The 15,730-nt window shown below is 39.1% G+C and carries 17 protein-coding genes; 13 read left to right on the forward strand and 4 right to left on the reverse strand.

Annotation, left to right across the window (positions count from 1 at the left end):
• The first annotated feature begins 12 nt into the window (after positions 1-12).
• The 9 genes from dapA (at position 13) to QT74_RS02425 (ending at position 9,229) form a co-directional block, all read left to right on the forward strand.
• Entirely contained in the window at positions 13-915 is a 903-nt protein-coding gene (gene dapA / locus QT74_RS02385) for a 4-hydroxy-tetrahydrodipicolinate synthase (RefSeq protein ID WP_033584842.1), read from the forward strand.
• Positions 912-1,700, forward strand: a complete 789-nt coding sequence (locus QT74_RS02390) for an enoyl-ACP reductase (protein WP_033764376.1) — start codon at positions 912-914, stop codon at positions 1,698-1,700. Before dapA ends, QT74_RS02390 begins: the two co-directional genes overlap by 4 nt.
• Positions 1,701-1,709: 9 nt before the next feature.
• Positions 1,710-2,318, forward strand: coding sequence for a hypothetical protein (locus tag QT74_RS02395; RefSeq protein WP_033764378.1), 609 nt, complete (start codon positions 1,710-1,712; stop codon positions 2,316-2,318).
• A complete protein-coding gene (gene pgsA / locus QT74_RS02400; RefSeq protein WP_033764380.1) occupies positions 2,315-2,854 on the forward strand; it encodes a CDP-diacylglycerol--glycerol-3-phosphate 3-phosphatidyltransferase in 540 nt (179 codons plus the stop codon). The genes QT74_RS02395 and pgsA overlap by 4 nt, the downstream gene beginning before the upstream one ends.
• Positions 2,855-3,050: 196 nt before the next feature.
• On the forward strand, positions 3,051-4,493 hold the full coding sequence (locus tag QT74_RS02405; protein WP_033764382.1) for an amino acid permease: 1,443 nt from the start codon (positions 3,051-3,053) through the stop codon (positions 4,491-4,493).
• A 44-nt stretch (positions 4,494-4,537) separates the two neighbouring features.
• Positions 4,538-5,968 carry a Do family serine endopeptidase gene (locus QT74_RS02410; protein ID WP_000976619.1) on the forward strand — a complete coding sequence of 477 codons (1,431 nt, stop codon included), beginning with the start codon at positions 4,538-4,540 and terminating at the stop codon, positions 5,966-5,968.
• Positions 5,969-5,989: 21 nt separating this feature from the next.
• On the forward strand, positions 5,990-7,210 hold the full coding sequence (locus tag QT74_RS02415) for a bifunctional 2-C-methyl-D-erythritol 4-phosphate cytidylyltransferase/2-C-methyl-D-erythritol 2,4-cyclodiphosphate synthase (protein WP_033764383.1): 1,221 nt from the start codon (positions 5,990-5,992) through the stop codon (positions 7,208-7,210).
• Between the two features lie 31 nt (positions 7,211-7,241).
• Positions 7,242-8,138 (forward strand): OriC activity response regulator, encoded by an 897-nt coding sequence (locus QT74_RS02420; protein WP_000697567.1) that lies wholly within the window; start codon positions 7,242-7,244, stop codon positions 8,136-8,138.
• A 224-nt stretch (positions 8,139-8,362) separates the two neighbouring features.
• Positions 8,363-9,229, forward strand: a complete 867-nt coding sequence (locus QT74_RS02425; RefSeq protein ID WP_080247141.1) for a 5'-3' exonuclease — start codon at positions 8,363-8,365, stop codon at positions 9,227-9,229.
• Positions 9,230-9,334: 105 nt separating this feature from the next.
• On the opposite strand, the gene QT74_RS02430 is transcribed toward QT74_RS02425, so the two are convergent.
• Positions 9,335-10,585: a hypothetical protein gene (locus tag QT74_RS02430; protein ID WP_033741820.1), complete on the reverse strand. Its 1,251-nt coding sequence runs from the start codon at positions 10,583-10,585 to the stop codon at positions 9,335-9,337.
• Positions 10,586-10,753: 168 nt separating this feature from the next.
• On the opposite strand from QT74_RS02430, the gene QT74_RS02435 reads away from it, so the two are divergent.
• From QT74_RS02435 to fur, 4 genes are all read left to right on the forward strand, one after another.
• Positions 10,754-11,620, forward strand: coding sequence for a DnaJ family protein (locus QT74_RS02435; RefSeq protein ID WP_033764384.1), 867 nt, complete (start codon positions 10,754-10,756; stop codon positions 11,618-11,620).
• A gap of 9 nt (positions 11,621-11,629) precedes the next feature.
• Positions 11,630-12,001 (forward strand): heat shock protein transcriptional repressor HspR, encoded by a 372-nt coding sequence (locus QT74_RS02440; RefSeq protein ID WP_000332997.1) that lies wholly within the window; start codon positions 11,630-11,632, stop codon positions 11,999-12,001.
• Entirely contained in the window at positions 11,998-13,173 is a 1,176-nt protein-coding gene (locus QT74_RS02445) for a replication-associated recombination protein A (protein ID WP_033764387.1), read from the forward strand. The genes QT74_RS02440 and QT74_RS02445 overlap by 4 nt, the downstream gene beginning before the upstream one ends.
• A 159-nt stretch (positions 13,174-13,332) precedes the next feature.
• Positions 13,333-13,785 (forward strand): ferric iron uptake transcriptional regulator, encoded by a 453-nt coding sequence (fur, locus tag QT74_RS02450; RefSeq protein ID WP_000824996.1) that lies wholly within the window; start codon positions 13,333-13,335, stop codon positions 13,783-13,785.
• A gap of 19 nt (positions 13,786-13,804) precedes the next feature.
• Here fur and QT74_RS02455 read toward each other — a convergent pair whose 3' ends face one another.
• The 3 genes from QT74_RS02455 to fliY are packed head-to-tail and all read right to left on the reverse strand — an operon-like array spanning position 13,805 to position 15,727.
• Positions 13,805-14,302 carry a DUF2147 domain-containing protein gene (locus QT74_RS02455; RefSeq protein ID WP_033741828.1) on the reverse strand — a complete coding sequence of 166 codons (498 nt, stop codon included), beginning with the start codon at positions 14,300-14,302 and terminating at the stop codon, positions 13,805-13,807.
• A complete protein-coding gene (locus QT74_RS02460; protein WP_033741830.1) occupies positions 14,299-14,835 on the reverse strand; it encodes a YhcH/YjgK/YiaL family protein in 537 nt (178 codons plus the stop codon). The genes QT74_RS02455 and QT74_RS02460 overlap by 4 nt, the downstream gene beginning before the upstream one ends.
• Before the next feature lie 28 nt (positions 14,836-14,863).
• Entirely contained in the window at positions 14,864-15,727 is an 864-nt protein-coding gene (fliY, locus tag QT74_RS02465; protein WP_033764389.1) for a flagellar motor switch protein FliY, read from the reverse strand.
• Positions 15,728-15,730: the final 3 nt, after the last annotated feature.

Here is a 15,730-nt window from a genome sequence, read left to right on the forward strand (position 1 = left end):
GAGCCTTATAACATGCAATTTCATTCATCTAGCGCGTTAATTACGCCTTTTAAAAAAGATTTGAGCGTTGATGAGGCCGCTTATGAATCCTTGATCAAGCGCCAAATTTTTCAAGGCATGGACGCATGCGTGCCTGTTGGCACGACAGGAGAATCCGCCACGCTCACCCACAAAGAGCACATGCGTTGCATTGAAATCGCCATAGAGACTTGCAAAAACACTAAAACGCCCTCCAATTCGCGCATGAAAGTGTTAGCCGGCGTGGGCAGTAACGCCACGAGCGAGTCCCTTTCTTTGGCAAAGTTCGCTCAAAAAATCGGTGCAGATGCAATTTTATGCGTAAGCCCTTATTATAACCGCCCCACCCAACAAGGCTTGTTTGAACATTATAAAACCATCGCTCAATCGGTGGAAATCCCTGTCATGCTTTATGATGTGCCAAGTAGAACAGGCGTGTCTATTGAAGTTCCAACCGCTCTCAAACTCTTTAGAGAAGTCCCTAACATTAAAGCCATTAAAGAAGCGTCTGGCTCTTTGAAAAGAGTAACAGAATTGCATTATTATGAAAAAGATTTTAAAATTTTTAGTGGGGAAGATTCGCTCAACCACTCTATCATGTTTTCAGGGGGGTGCGGCGTGATTTCAGTGACCGGTAATTTAATGCCTAATCTGATTTCACAGATGGTCAATTGCGCGCTCAAACTTGAATACCAACAAGCCCTAGAAATCCAAAATAAGCTTTTTAGTTTGCACCAAGCCCTTTTTGTAGAAACGAACCCTATCCCTATTAAAATGGCTATGCATTTAGCCGGCTTGATTGAAAACCCAAGTTACAGACTGCCTTTAGTGGCCCCAAGCAAAGAAACGATTCAACTTTTAGAAAAAACTTTACAACAATATGAGGTAATTGCATGAATGGTTCCAATCACATGAAAAATAAAACCCTAGTGATCAGCGGTGCGACTAGAGGGATTGGTAAGGCGATATTGTATCGCTTCGCTCAAAGTGGCGTGAATATCGCTTTCACTTACAATAAGAATATTGAAGAAGCCAACAAAATCATAGAAGATGTGGAGCAAAAGTATTCCATTAAAGCCAAAGCCTACCCCCTTAATGTTTTAGAGCCTGAGCAATACACAGAGCTTTTTAAACAAATTGACGCTGATTTTGACAGAGTGGATTTTTTTATTTCTAACGCTATTATTTATGGGCGTTCTGTCGTGGGGGGATTTGCGCCGTTTATGCGATTAAAACCTAAGGGGTTAAACAACATTTACACAGCCACCGTGTTAGCGTTTGTGGTGGGGGCTCAAGAAGCGGCAAAACGCATGCAAAAAATAGGCGGCGGGGCGATCGTGAGCTTAAGCTCTACCGGGAATTTGGTCTATATGCCTAATTATGCTGGGCATGGCAATTCTAAAAACGCCGTAGAAACCATGGTCAAATACGCTGCCGTGGATTTAGGCGAGTTTAACATTAGAGTGAATGCGGTTAGCGGCGGGCCTATTGATACGGACGCTTTGAAAGCCTTCCCTGATTATGTGGAAATCAAAGAAAAAGTAGAAGAGCAATCGCCCCTAAAACGCATGGGCAATCCTAACGATCTAGCCGGAGCGGCGTATTTCTTGTGCGATGAAACCCAAAGCGGTTGGCTTACCGGGCAAACGATTGTTGTAGATGGTGGGACTACTTTTAAATAAAGATTTTTCTTGCAAAATATTATCCACATCCACCACAGCAAAGAGTTGCAATTCATTAAAAAATGCTTGTTGGGCTATTTTTTCGCCCCTTTGTGTGGGGCTGTTTTGTTGGTGCTTTTTCTTGTTTCAAGCGGGGCGAAATCGTTTCAAATTTCTAACCTCTTTAACAATCAACTAGCTTATATCGTTTTATTGTCTCTTTTTTTGTGCGCGCTTGGGTTTATTGCCGGAGCGATTGGTTTTTACAGGCTTTCTAAAATCACACGCCATCTGAGTTTTTTTGAAAATTTCGCTTTCAGTTTTTTGGCGCTGATTTTATGCGCTCTTTTAAGCTATCTTGTCCCTAACGCCAGTAACGCTCTTTCGCTAATTGGTAATGGCGTTTCTCTTTTTTATTTGCACAAACTCTATAGAGAATTGAGCCTTTACACGCAAGAAAGGTTTTTTTTAAGCGGGTTTAGGTTGTTGCTTTTTAGTTTCATGTTGGCTCTTTTAGGGATTTTAGTGCAAGCGTTAGTTATCATTTTTTTAACGATCGCTGTGGTTTTAATGTGTGTGGCGCTGGGATTTTTAGGGCGCGCGTTTTTGAATTTTTCACAAGTCTTTTTGAAAGCATGAAAGTTTTAAAACTCCTGCCTAATTTTTTGACGATTTTACGCATTGTCTTATCCTTGTTTTTATTATTTTTATTGTTAAACACGCGCACTTATTTCAGTTTTTTAACCCCCTTTCACATTAACATGATCTCTTCATTGGTTTTTTTGTTTGCCGCACTCACGGATTTATTGGACGGCTATATCGCTAGAAGCTATAAAGCCAAATCGCGCTTTGGGGAAATCTTTGATCCTTTAGCGGATAAAATCCTTATTTTGAGTGCGTTTTTAGGGTTAGTTTATTTGGATCGTGTGAATGCGTGGATCCCGTTTGTGATTTTAGGGCGTGAATTTTTTATTTCAGGGCTTAGAGTCTTAGCCGCTAATGAAAAAAAGGATATTCCTGTCAATGCGTTAGGCAAGTATAAAACCGTTTCTCAAGTCGTGGCGATTAGCGCTTTATTGGCTGATGTAACTTACTCTTATGTGCTTGTGGCTATAGCGGTTTTTTTAACCCTTTATTCGGGGATAGATTACACCATTAAATATTACAAATCTTAATGTTTTAAAAGGAGTTTTTAGCGTTCTTTAAGAAAATACCTTAAAAATCCGCTCTCATCAAATATTGATAAACATTAACTTTAGCATTCTTTCGTTTTTTTAAAATTTTATTTTCAATATTCAATTAAAAAAATCATTTTATTTTATTTTTGTTATAATTCAAGCTATTTTTATTTTCAATCTAAGGAGGTGTCGCATGGACAATCAAAAGATAACGCATCAAAATACCACGCAAAAACAAGGCGAGCTTAAAAGAGACATGAAAATGCGCCATCTCTTAATGATTGCATTTGGGGGAGCGATTGGCACAGGGCTTTTTGTAGGCACTGGGGGTAATATTGCGAACGCTGGCCCTTTAGGGACCTTGATCGCTTATGGTTTTGGAGGGCTTGTGGTCTATTGTATCATGCTCTCTTTAGGCGAATTGGCTAGCGTTTATCCCACTACGGGAAGCTTTGGGGATTATGCGGCTAAATTCATAGGCCCTGGCACGGGCTATATGGTTTTTTGGATGTATTGGCTTGGCTGGGTGATCACGGTGGCGTTAGAATACATTGCTATAGGCATGCTCATGCAACGTTGGTTTGCGGATATTCCTATCCATTATTGGGTTATTTTATGCATTGCGTTAGTTTTTTTATTGAACTTCTTTTCGGTTAAAATTTTTGCCGAGGGCGAGTTTTTCTTTAGCCTGATTAAAGTTTTAGCGGTGATCGCTTTTATAAGCATTGGCGTAATTGGGATTATTTATCAAATCTATTTGCATGGGTTTAGTTCTATTTTTGATAATTTCCATTTTGGCGATAAGGGGTTTTTCCCTAACGGGAGTGCGGCGGTTTTTTCTGCTATGCTCGCTGTCATTTTTGCATTCACTGGCACAGAGGTGATTGGGGTGGCTGTAGGAGAGACTAAAAACGCTAGCGAGGTGATGCCTAAAGCGATTAAAGCGACCTTGTGGCGGATTGTCTTTTTCTTTTTAGGCTCTGTGTTTGTCATTTCTGTTTTTTTACCCATGAATGATTCCTCTATCACGCAAAGCCCTTTTGTGAGCGTTTTAGAACGCATTAATTTGCCCTTTATTGGCATGGGTATCCCTTATGTGGCTGATATAATGAACGCTGTTATCATTACCGCGATGTTTTCTACCGCTAATTCAGGGCTTTATGGAGCGAGCCGCATGATTTATGGGCTGTCCAAACAAAAGATGTTTTTTAAGGTTTTTTCCCAACTCAACCGACAAGGCACGCCCACTTATGCGATGCTTTTTTCCCTTTCTTTTTCTCTCATAGGGCTTTTAGTCCAAATTTATGCCAAAGAAAATGTCGTGGAAGCTCTGATTAATGTGATCAGTTTCACGGTGATTATTGTGTGGGTTAGCGTGTCTGTTTCGCAATATTCTTTCCGTAAGCAATACTTAAAAGCCGGGCATTCTTTAGAGGATTTGCCTTATAAAGCCCCCTTTCTACCCTTTTTGCAACTCATAGGGATCACTGGGTGTGTCATCGGCGTGATTGGTTCGGCTATGGATAAGGATCAACGCATCGGGATGATTTTAACGATTGTTTTTGCTGTTATTTGTTACATTGGATACTATTTTACACAAAAAGCTAATGAAAATAACAAAAAAGATTTGATATAATCTTTTCTTAATTTTGAAGTTTAGCACATTTTAAGGAAGTAACCATGATGAAAAAAACCCTTTTTATCTCTTTGGCTTTAGCGTTAAGCTTGAATGCGGGTAATATCCAAATCCAAAACATGCCCAAAGTTAAAGAGCGCATAAGTGTCCCCTCCAAAGAGGATACGATCTATTCTTACCACGATTCTATTAAGGATTCGATTAAAGCGGTGGTGAATATCTCTACTGAAAAGAAGATTAAAAACAATTTTATAGGTGGCGGTGTGTTTAATGACCCCTTTTTCCAACAATTTTTTGGGGATTTGGGCGGCATGATCCCTAAAGAAAGAATGGAAAGGGCTTTAGGCAGTGGCGTAATCATTTCTAAAGATGGCTATATCGTTACGAATAACCATGTGATTGATGGCGCGGATAAGATTAAAGTTACCATTCCAGGGAGCAATAAAGAGTATTCCGCTACTTTAGTAGGCACGGATTCTGAAAGCGATTTAGCCGTGATTCGCATCACTAAAGACAACTTACCCACCATCAAATTCTCTGATTCTAATGATATTTTAGTGGGCGATTTGGTTTTTGCGATCGGTAACCCTTTTGGCGTAGGCGAAAGCGTTACGCAAGGCATTGTTTCAGCACTCAATAAAAGCGGGATAGGGATCAACAGCTATGAGAATTTCATTCAAACAGACGCCTCTATTAATCCTGGAAATTCCGGCGGCGCTTTGATTGATAGCCGTGGAGGGTTAGTGGGGATCAATACCGCTATTATCTCTAAAACCGGCGGTAACCACGGCATTGGCTTTGCCATACCTTCTAATATGGTTAAAGATATTGTAACCCAGCTCATCAAAACCGGTAAGATTGAAAGAGGTTACTTGGGCGTGGGCTTGCAAGATTTGAGTGGCGATTTGCAAAATTCTTATGACAATAAAGAAGGAGCGGTAGTCATTAGCGTAGAAAAAGACTCTCCGGCTAAAAAAGCAGGGATTTTGGTGTGGGATTTGATCACTGAAGTCAATGGGAAAAAGGTTAAAAACACAAATGAGTTAAGAAATCTAATCGGCTCCATGCTACCCAATCAAAGAGTAACCTTAAAAGTCATTAGAGACAAAAAAGAACGCACCTTTACCCTCACTCTAGCTGAAAGGAAAAACCCTAACAAAAAAGAAACCATTTCTGCTCAAAACGGTGCGCAAGGCCAATTGAACGGGCTTCAAGTAGAAGATTTAACCCAAAAAACCAAAAGGTCTATGCGTTTGAGCGATGATGTTCAAGGGGTTTTAGTCTCTCAAGTGAATGAAAATTCCCCAGCGGAGCAAGCTGGCTTTAGGCAAGGTAACATCATCACAAAAATTGAAGAGATTGAAGTGAAAAGCGTTGCGGATTTTAACCATGCTTTAGAAAAGTATAAAGGCAAACCCAAACGATTCTTAGTTTTAGATTTGAATCAAGGTTATAGGATCATTTTGGTGAAATGATAGGGGTGGGTTGTTAGTCGCATGTCTTTGATTAGAGTGAATGGGGAAGCTTTTAAACTCTCTTTAGAAAGTTTAGAAGAAGACCCTTTTGAAACTAAAGAAACGCTAGAAACGCTTATCAAACAAACGAGCGTTGTTTTATTGGCCGCTGGGGAGTCTAAGCGTTTTTCTCAAACCATCAAAAAACAATGGCTACGCTCTAATCATACCCCCTTATGGCTCAGCGTTTATGAAAGCTTTAAAAAAGCCCTAGACTTTAAAGAAATCATTCTAGTCGTAAGCGAATTGGATTATATTTATATCCAACGCCATTACCCTGAAATCAAGCTTATAAAAGGCGGGGCATCAAGGCAAGAATCCGTGTGCAACGCTTTAAAAGTAATTGATAGCGCTTACACGCTCACCAGCGATGTGGCTAGGGGTTTAGCCAATATGGAAGCGCTTAAAAGTTTGTTTTTGACCCTCCAACAAACAAGCCATTATTGCATCGCTCCTTACTTGCCTTGCTATGACACGGCGATCTATTATAACGAGGCTTTAGATAGAGAGGCGATCAAACTCATTCAAACCCCGCAATTAAGCCACACTAAAACGCTCCAATCAGCCCTAAATCAAGGGGATTTTAAAGATGAAAGCAGCGCGATTTTACAAGCTTTCCCTGATCGTGTGAGTTATATTGAAGGCAGTAAAAATTTGCACAAACTCACCACGAGCGGCGATTTGAAGCATTTCGCGCTCTTTTTCAACCCAGCAAAAGACACTTTTATAGGCATGGGCTTTGATACGCATGCGTTTGTTAAAAATAAGCCTATGGTTTTAGGGGGGGTTGTTTTGGATTGTGAGTTTGGGTTAAAGGCTCACAGCGATGGCGATGCTTTGTTGCATGCGGTTATTGATGCGATTTTAGGAGCGATTAAAGGGGGGGATATTGGCGAATGGTTCCCTGATAATGATCCCAAATACAAAAACGCCTCCTCTAAAGAGCTTTTAAAAATCGTGTTGGATTTTTCTCAAAGCATTGGGTTTGAATTGCTTGAAATGGGGGCGACCATCTTTAGCGAAATCCCTAAAATCACTCCTTACAAACCGGCGATTTTAGAGAATTTGAGCCAACTTTTGGGTTTAGAAAAATCTCAAATCAGCTTAAAAGCCACCACAATGGAAAAAATGGGGTTCATTGGCAAACAAGAAGGGCTGTTAGTCCAAGCGCATGCGAGCATGCGTTATAAACAAAAACTTTAAATGTGATAAAATGCGATAAAAGGAAGAATGGATGAAAATCTTAATCATTGAAGACGATTTAGCGCTAGCTAGGAGTATCTCTCATAATTTGCATGATTTAGGGCATTTTTGCGAGATCATCTCTAGCATTTCAGAAGAAAATAAAGAGCCTTATGATGTGATTTTAGTTTCTTCTAAAGTTTGCACTCAAGGGCGTTGCGAACACTTTGTGCGTTATAATTCCAAGCAAATCATTATCATGATGGCTTCGCATGTCAATGAAGATGGCGTGAATAAACCCATTCAAGCGGGAGCGAGAGATTATATTCTAAAACCTTTTAAAATGGATGAATTGTTGCGCAAGATCCAATACCACAAAGCCTACCAAGAAATGACCGCTCGCTTGGGATTTTATGAAAATTACTTAGACTTTATCCATGCGGAATTGCCCTTGCCTAAAGATTTTTCTTACCGGCCGCCTTTCATCATCCACACGCCCTCTCAAGAGCTTGCGAACGCTTATTTATTGCAATACGCTAAAGAAAGGCAAATGGATTTTTCTTTTTTCTCTTTAAAGGATACCACTTGGAAAGAACTATACAAGAATAAAGACAAACTAGAACGCCCTTTTTACATCATGCATTTAGAAGAGCTTAAAAAAGATGAGCAATTGAAATTGTTAGAATTGGCCCGTTCATGCCCTATTGTTTTGTCCTATACCCATAAAGAACCCCTAGAATTTCCTAAAATTGTGAGCATTGAATGCGGCAATAGACCCCTATCTTTGTTTAGCGATAACACGACTTTCCTTTCCATTCAAGAGTATGAAAAAGAAGCCATTAGGCATTTTTCTTCTACCTGCACGGACACGGAATTAGCCAACAAGCTTGGCATTAGCCGCAAAAGCCTTTGGGAAAAACGCCGGAAATATAACTTACCGCGCAAATAACAGAAAATCCTTAAGCCCTGTTTTTTGTGGGCGTTTGATCATAAAATGCAAGAATGCCAAAAGCGTTTTTGCAATCAAAAGAGCTAAAACAAGCGGTGATCTCTTAAAATTTAGCGTATTTAATGAGAATAGAGCTAATTATTATTAAAATAACTTATTATTTGCTATATATTTACTATAATAGTTTAACTTTTGAAAAGAGAAATTCAACTTAAGGATTAACCATTAGACAAGCGTTTAACAAAACAAGATTCACGCATTCAAGAACTCTTTTACTAGACATCGATTGCGTGATCCCTAATATTGTTAGGCGTTTGCTCTCTAATAAAACGCTCCCTAAAAGATTCGCCGCTTATAGCTTGCAAGAAGTGGGCATAATCTTTCTTACCACTCAAATTTTATCTATCATGCGCAAAACCCGTTGCTCTAAAACGCTCTTTTTTATCACTAGGGGCAGAGAGAGTTTCCGCTACCAGCTGTGCGATCATTACAAACAAAAACGCCACCAATTTGATGAAGATTTTAGGTCTCTTTTAAAAGCTCTAAAGATCGCTTTAGTGGAAAAATACCCCCTAAAAAAAGGGGCTAAAATCCAGGGCGAACATTGTTTTGAATATGAAGCCGATGATATTATCTCTTTTTACAAAAAGAAAGACCCCAACAATTATGTGATAGCCAGCATGGATAAGGATATTTTGTATTCCAATAGAGGTTCTCATTTCAATCTCAAAACCAACGCTTTTTTTAATGTGAGTCAAAAAGAGGCTCATTTTTTTGCTTATTATCAGTGCGTTGTGGGGGATAAGGGGGATAATATCAAAGGGGTTAAAGGGATTGGCGGCTTCAACTATAAAGATTTTTTAAACGAAGACGCTAAAGAGCATGAATTGTGGGAGCAGATCATTCAAGCGTTCAAAATTAAAGAAGATTTGAGCGATAGCGAAGCTAAAGAAAAGGCTCTTTTAAACATGCGTTTAGTCAATATGCACCAGATGACCCACCATGGCGTGATCAAACTATGGGAGCCTGAGTTTAAAAAAACTTTTTTCCCTAAAAAAACACAAAAACCTGATTTCAAAAGAATTTCTTAAAACATTTTTAAAACAAAAACTTCTTTTAATGTTGATTTTTTAAAAAAGAAATTATCGCTTACTTTTGGCAAGCCCTTTGCTATTGATTGTAAAAACGGCATTTTTTTAAAACAAAAACTTCCCAAAAAAGACAAAAGAACTATTTCCAAGGCTTTTTCTCGTGGCTTTAGAATTGTAAGCATACACATACCCCCCACCCATATCAAAAGACAAACTCCTATAAGTCCAAACCCTAAAACTGCTCATTAAAGAATATTCTTGATAATCCCCAAAAGCCACCATCGCGTCTAAACGCACCCTTTTAGTCTTAAGCCCTAAAAAAACATAGCCTGAAATGCTAGAATTAGCAAAATAAATCGCTGGCACACCGGGCGCGTTGATCCCACGGCCATAGAATTTAGTCCTGTCGTTAAAAGTCCATAGATAGCCCTTATTGTTCCTTGCCGGAACGATATAAAAACCCGTTCCAAAATTAAAAATTTTGTATTTAAAAGTTTGATCGATCAAAAACAAGCCGGCATTTTTAGCGCTTGTAGCACTATCAGTGTTGCCGTATTGATACATGCCATGCACTAGAGTGTGCGAAGTGAAACCCTTAGCTAAAGAAGCGTCATACTCCAACTTACCCCCCACTTGCACTAAAACGTTTTGGGTGGGCAAAGGCAAGCGGGTGTCCGTTAAAATAAAAGGCACCACTTTAAGATTTTCATGCCTGTATTCTGCGCCCAAAACAAACACTTCCCCCCCTACATACAAGCGTTTAGACACAGGATCATAAGACGCTAGAGCGTTTAGGGAAGTAGCGATCCGTTTCCCTTGCTCTTTATTGATCTGATGCCCATTATAAAGCATGCTATCCATAAAAATCCCAAAATAACGCATGGAATTTTGCTTAAAAGCCACAGAGATCCCTTGAATATTGCCCCCTATCCAATCAAAATCCACAAAATCGGTATTGAAACGCCCTAAAGCGATTTTAAAACGCTGGTTAGCGTATTGAAGATACGCATCAGAAACATCGCCAGCACTCAAATAAGGTTTAACATTGTTAGGGTTACCAAAAAAATTCCCTAGACTGATGTAAAGGTTAGCCAAACGCTGTTTGTTATAAATATTCCAAGCCCCAATCGCTCCAATACCAAAGGACCACCCATTGCTATAAGAAAAATCCACCCCAAGACGCGCTAAAGCCCCCACATAGCTGTGAGGGTTTTTTTGCGCCCCTTGATTATACAATAGCCCCAGATAGCCAAAAGGTTTGACTGCGATTTCTAAAGCCTTCAAAGACAGACCATTTAAAAAAAGGATCCCTAACGCTAAATAATAATATCTTTTCTTATTTTTCTTATATTGCATTAAAAACTCATCGTGGATTTAAACTCAATATTTTAGTTAAAATTCCTTTTAATTGCGCTGAAACGGGTTTAAAATCTCAATTACCACTAAACATTATCAATAAACTTGATTGACTAACACTAAAGATTTATGATAGTATTCTAATAAAACTATTTTAAAGGTGATCCATTGAGTAAGAGTTTATACCAAACTTTAAACGTGAGCGAAAACGCCAGCCAAGATGAAATCAAAAAATCCTACCGCCGTTTAGCTAGGCAATACCATCCGGATTTGAATAAAACCAAAGAAGCCGAAGAAAAATTCAAAGAAATCAACGCCGCTTATGAAATTTTGAGCGACGAAGAAAAACGCCGCCAATACGATCAGTTTGGCGATAACATGTTTGGGGGGCAGAATTTCAGCGATTTTGCCAGAAGCCGTGGTCCTAGTGAAGATTTAGACGATATTTTAAGCTCTATTTTTGGGAAAGGAGGCTTTTCACAAAGATTTTCTCAAAACTCGCAAGGCTTTTCTGGCTTTAATTTTTCCAATTTCGCCCCTGAAAATTTAGATTTGACCGCCACTTTAAATGTCTCTGTTTTAGACACCCTTTTAGGCAATAAAAAACAAGTGAGCATCAATAATGAGACTTTTAGCCTTAAAATCCCTATCGGCGTGGAAGAGGGCGAAAAAATCAGGGTTCGCAACAAAGGGAAAACGGGGCGAACGGGTAGGGGCGATTTGCTCTTAGAGATCCATATTGAAGAAGATGAAATTTATAGGCGCGAGAAAGACGATATTATCCAAATCTTTGATTTACCCTTAAAGACGGCTCTTTTTGGAGGGAAAATTGAAATCGCTACTTGGCATAAAACCTTAACCCTAACCATTCCCCCTAACACCAAAGCGATGCAAAAATTCCGCATTAAAGAAAAAGGGATCAAAAACAGAAAAACTTCGCATGTGGGGGATTTGTATTTGCAAGCTCGTTTGATCTTGCCTAAAACGGAAACGCTTTCTAATGAGTTAAAAGCGTTATTAGAAAAAGAATTGTAAGGAGGAATCGTGTGCGATTATGATGAACCGCTTTATTTGATAAGCGTCGTGGCTAAAATCTTAGGCGTGCACCCTCAAACCTTGCGCCAATACGAAAAAGAGGGTTTGATAGAGCCTAGCAGGACTGATGGGAAAATGCGCTTGTATTCCCAACGAGACATGGACAAAATCAAAACGATTTTACGCCTTACAAGGGATATGGGGGTTAATCTAGCGGGCGTGGATATTATCTTGCGCTTAAAAGAAAAGCTTGATGAATTAGACAATCTCAATAAAGAATTGCAAGACGCTCTGCAAAAACACTCTAAAAACAACAAAACCCCAACGAAAAATTTAAACACCCCTACGAATTTTTACGAATTGATTTTATTTAAAAAATGAGCCTGACTTCGCTTTTAAACCCAAAAAGCCTAGAAGATTTTTTAGGCCAAGAGCATTTAATAGGGAAAGACGCCCCCTTATTTAAAGCCCTACAATCCAAACACTTCCCCCATGCCTTTTTCTATGGCCCTCCTGGCGTGGGCAAAACAAGCCTGGCTCAAATCATCGCCCACATGCTAGAGCGCCCCATTCTTTCATTCAATGCGACAGATTTCAAATTAGAGGATTTACGCCTTAAGCTTAAAAATTACCAAAACACCCTTTTAAAACCCGTTATTTTTATTGATGAAACCCACAGATTGAATAAAACCCAACAAGAATTTTTACTCCCCATTATGGAAAAAGATCACGCTTTAATCTTAGGGGCTAGCACGCAAGATCCTAATTACAGCCTAAGCCATGCGATCCGATCAAGAAGTTTTACTTTTGAATTAACCCCCCTAAAAAAGAGCGATTTAGACAAACTTTGCGCTAAAGCTTTAACATTGCTCAAAAAACAAATAGAGCCTAGCGCTAAAACCTATCTTTTAAACAACAGCGCTGGCGACGCCAGAGCGTTATTAAACCTTTTAGATTTGAGCGCTAAAATAGAAAATCCTATCACTTTAGAAACGCTGCAATCCTTACGGCCTCATAGCCTAAATGACGGATCTTATAGCGATGATACGCATTATAACCTCACTAGCGCGTTAATCAAATCTTTAAGGGGGAGCGATGAAAACGCTTCCATTTATTATCTGGCGCGCTTGATTGCTGGCGGGGAAAACCCGGAATTTATCGCCAGAAGGCTGGTGATTTTTGCGAGCGAAGATATTGGTAACGCTAACCCAAACGCCCTTAATTTAGCCGCTTCTTGCTTGTTTGCAGTCAAACAAATCGGCTACCCTGAAGCGCGCATTATTTTAAGCCAGTGCGTGATTTATCTGGCTTGTTCGCCTAAATCTAACACGGCTTATAGAGCGATCAATCAGGCTTTGGATTGCGTTCAAAAGGGCTTGCTCTACCCTATTCCTAAACACTTGCTGCCTCATTCTAAAGACTATCTTTACCCGCATGATTATAACGGCTATGTCAAACAAGATTATTTAGAAAAACCCCTCAATTTGGTTTCTTCTCAAGGCATAGGGTTTGAAAAAACCCTTTTAGAATGGCTTGATAAGATAAGAAATTGATCTTATAAGTTACATTAAAATGCGACAATGGTAATAAAAAATCAATATTTTTTGATTAAATTAAAATAATAATGAGTTTTATCTATGTTTCATCGCATTATTATTGTATAATAATATTCTAGTTATAAAAATCATTTTACGGATAAGGGAAATATCAGCATGAAAAGATTAGAAACTTTGGAATCCATTTTAGAGCGCTTGAGGATGTCTATCAAAAAAAACGGACTCAAAAATTCAAAACAAAGAGAAGAAGTGGTGAGCGTTTTGTATCGCAGCGGCACACACCTAAGCCCTGAAGAAATCACGCATTCTATCCGCCAAAAGGACAAAAACACCAGCATTTCTTCAGTCTATCGCATTTTGAATTTCTTAGAAAAAGAAAATTTTATCTGTGTTTTAGAGACTTCAAAAAGCGGTCGGCGCTATGAAATTGCGGCTAAAGAACACCATGATCACATCATTTGTTTGCATTGCGGTAAGATCATTGAATTTGCAGACCCCGAAATTGAAAACCGCCAGAATGAAGTCGTTAAAAAATATCAAGCCAAGCTGATTAGCCATGACATGAAAATGTTTGTGTGGTGTAAAGAATGCCAAGAGAGTGAATGTTAAAAGATTTTAAAGGAGAAGCTTAGATAGGGCTATCTTTAATAGTCTTAAGGACTTCATCCAGGTTAAAACGCTTGAGTTTTAGATTTTTGATTTCTTCATCGCTCAAGCGTTTCCAAGTGAAAGTCTTGCCGACATACCCCCATTTGTCATAGCTTGAAGTGAATTCTAAATCCCCGTTTGAATTTTGAGTAACCCTTACATAGTAGGTCTTGCCGTCATAAAAATTATACGCTTTACCGCCTTTATAAGATCGTTTTCCAACCTTAATCAAATCGCTTAAAAACACCACGCCTTTATCGCTGCGATTCCTTAGCTTTGGGTTAGGATTGAGTTTGTCTTTTCTGGCTTTAGAGCCATCCACATCAGAAATACCATAGGCATAGAACTTCCCATTATGCTCAAAAAACTCCACAAAAGAGCTTTTCATGTATAAAAATTCTTGAGTTTGATAAATTCCAGGCAACTCTACAGCCCCTAAAAAACAACAAAAAACTATAACAAAACTCACCAATTTCATAATTTTAATTTGATCAACCCTTTGGGTGCTTTAACGACCGCTTTAAAAATCGGCTCTTCCCTATATTTTTCAAAAGACTCTCCATAGAACCTCAACGCATGCACATCGCTTTCAAAAAAAATAGCCAGCATGCCCGCATCTAAACGCAAAAAAGAAGCTTCACTAACCGGCTCATAAACGATCAAATCTCTTTTTTCATCGTAAGGGTTTTTAATGGTGGCTTGATTGATGTCCACTACTTTAGCCCCCTCAACGCCTTTGACAATCAGCTGAAAATCCACATATTGTTGGTGGCTTTCAAAAAAGCCTTTCTCGCTTTCTTTGGCATGCTCTAAACAATAGCTCTGCTCTATGCTAAAGATGCCATGCCCTAAAGGCACTTGAAATTCTGTATTAGGATCGAGGTTTAAAACTCTTTGATTCGCTTTACTACCCTTTTGCATGACATCTTTTAAATACGCATGCAAAATTTCTAATTCTTGCGTTTTTTTAAACAAATGCCCAAGCGAGCCTAATTCCCCAAAAATAGCCATATTCCTTCCTTCTTTACTCTAAAATGGTTTAATTTTTCAGTTGCTCTAAGCGTTCCTTTTTAGTGCCAATATCCGTGATTTGAATGCCAAAATTCCCATCCACGATCACCACTTCGCCCTTAGCGATCACCTTGTCATCTACAAGAATTTCCAAAGGGTCATTCACCAATTGATCCAACTCTACCACGCTCCCTATATCCATAGAAACCACATCTTTTAAAATCATCTTTTTTTGCCCGATACGCACCTTAACATTCAATTTCACGTCTAAAAGCATGCTGATATTGCGGATTTCTATGTTTTCTAAAGACGCATCGTGGGTTTTAATCTCTTCAGTAGCGCTCTGTGTCGTTTCTTCTTTTTCTTCTTGATGCGTTTTTTCAAATTGGCGCTCAAAAGCCTCCGTAGTCAATAAAATGATTTGGCTTTCTTTGATGGCTTCCATTTTAAAAGAAAACACCATCGCTTTAGCGTAATCTTCTTTTTTAGGAAGCTCTTTAGCGATTTCAGCGTTCGTGGTAGTGAAATTGAGTTTAGGGAGCAATTCTTGAGATTTCAAGCTCGTAGCGATCGCGCCAAAAATATTAGAAGCCATTTCTTTAAAAGCGTCTAAATCGTCATTATCCATTTCTTCCTTACTCGCCCCCTCACCTCCTAGCATCAAATCGCTTAAAGCGGTAACTAAATCCACCGGAGCCAGTAATTCAATAGAGCTCTCTTCTTTTTCAATCGCGCTAATCTTAACCCTTGCATAAGGCGCGCTGATTAATTTCAAAAAAGATTCGTCGCTACTAGAAACTTCTTTTTCTAATCCCACGCTTGGAGCCTTACCCACTAACCCTTCTAAAGTAGAGACAACCTCTTGAATAAAAATCTTAATAAAGTCTTGCATTTC

It is taken from the genome of Helicobacter pylori SA213A (assembly GCF_000476275.1).
GTDB lineage: Bacteria > Campylobacterota > Campylobacteria > Campylobacterales > Helicobacteraceae > Helicobacter > Helicobacter pylori_CL.

Coding starts and splice junctions, on each gene's coding strand:
- dapA (WP_033584842.1), top strand. CDS start 13: ATGCAATTTCATTCATCTAGCGCGTTAATTACGCCTTTTAAAAAAGAT.
- QT74_RS02390 (WP_033764376.1), top strand. CDS start 912: ATGAATGGTTCCAATCACATGAAAAATAAAACCCTAGTGATCAGCGGT.
- pgsA (WP_033764380.1), top strand. CDS start 2,315: ATGAAAGTTTTAAAACTCCTGCCTAATTTTTTGACGATTTTACGCATT.
- QT74_RS02405 (WP_033764382.1), top strand. CDS start 3,051: ATGGACAATCAAAAGATAACGCATCAAAATACCACGCAAAAACAAGGC.
- QT74_RS02410 (WP_000976619.1), top strand. CDS start 4,538: ATGATGAAAAAAACCCTTTTTATCTCTTTGGCTTTAGCGTTAAGCTTG.
- QT74_RS02415 (WP_033764383.1), top strand. CDS start 5,990: ATGTCTTTGATTAGAGTGAATGGGGAAGCTTTTAAACTCTCTTTAGAA.
- QT74_RS02420 (WP_000697567.1), top strand. CDS start 7,242: ATGAAAATCTTAATCATTGAAGACGATTTAGCGCTAGCTAGGAGTATC.
- QT74_RS02430 (WP_033741820.1), bottom strand. CDS start 10,585: ATGCAATATAAGAAAAATAAGAAAAGATATTATTATTTAGCGTTAGGG.
- QT74_RS02445 (WP_033764387.1), top strand. CDS start 11,998: ATGAGCCTGACTTCGCTTTTAAACCCAAAAAGCCTAGAAGATTTTTTA.
- fur (WP_000824996.1), top strand. CDS start 13,333: ATGAAAAGATTAGAAACTTTGGAATCCATTTTAGAGCGCTTGAGGATG.
- QT74_RS02455 (WP_033741828.1), bottom strand. CDS start 14,302: ATGAAATTGGTGAGTTTTGTTATAGTTTTTTGTTGTTTTTTAGGGGCT.
- QT74_RS02460 (WP_033741830.1), bottom strand. CDS start 14,835: ATGGCTATTTTTGGGGAATTAGGCTCGCTTGGGCATTTGTTTAAAAAA.
- fliY (WP_033764389.1), bottom strand. CDS start 15,727: ATGCAAGACTTTATTAAGATTTTTATTCAAGAGGTTGTCTCTACTTTA.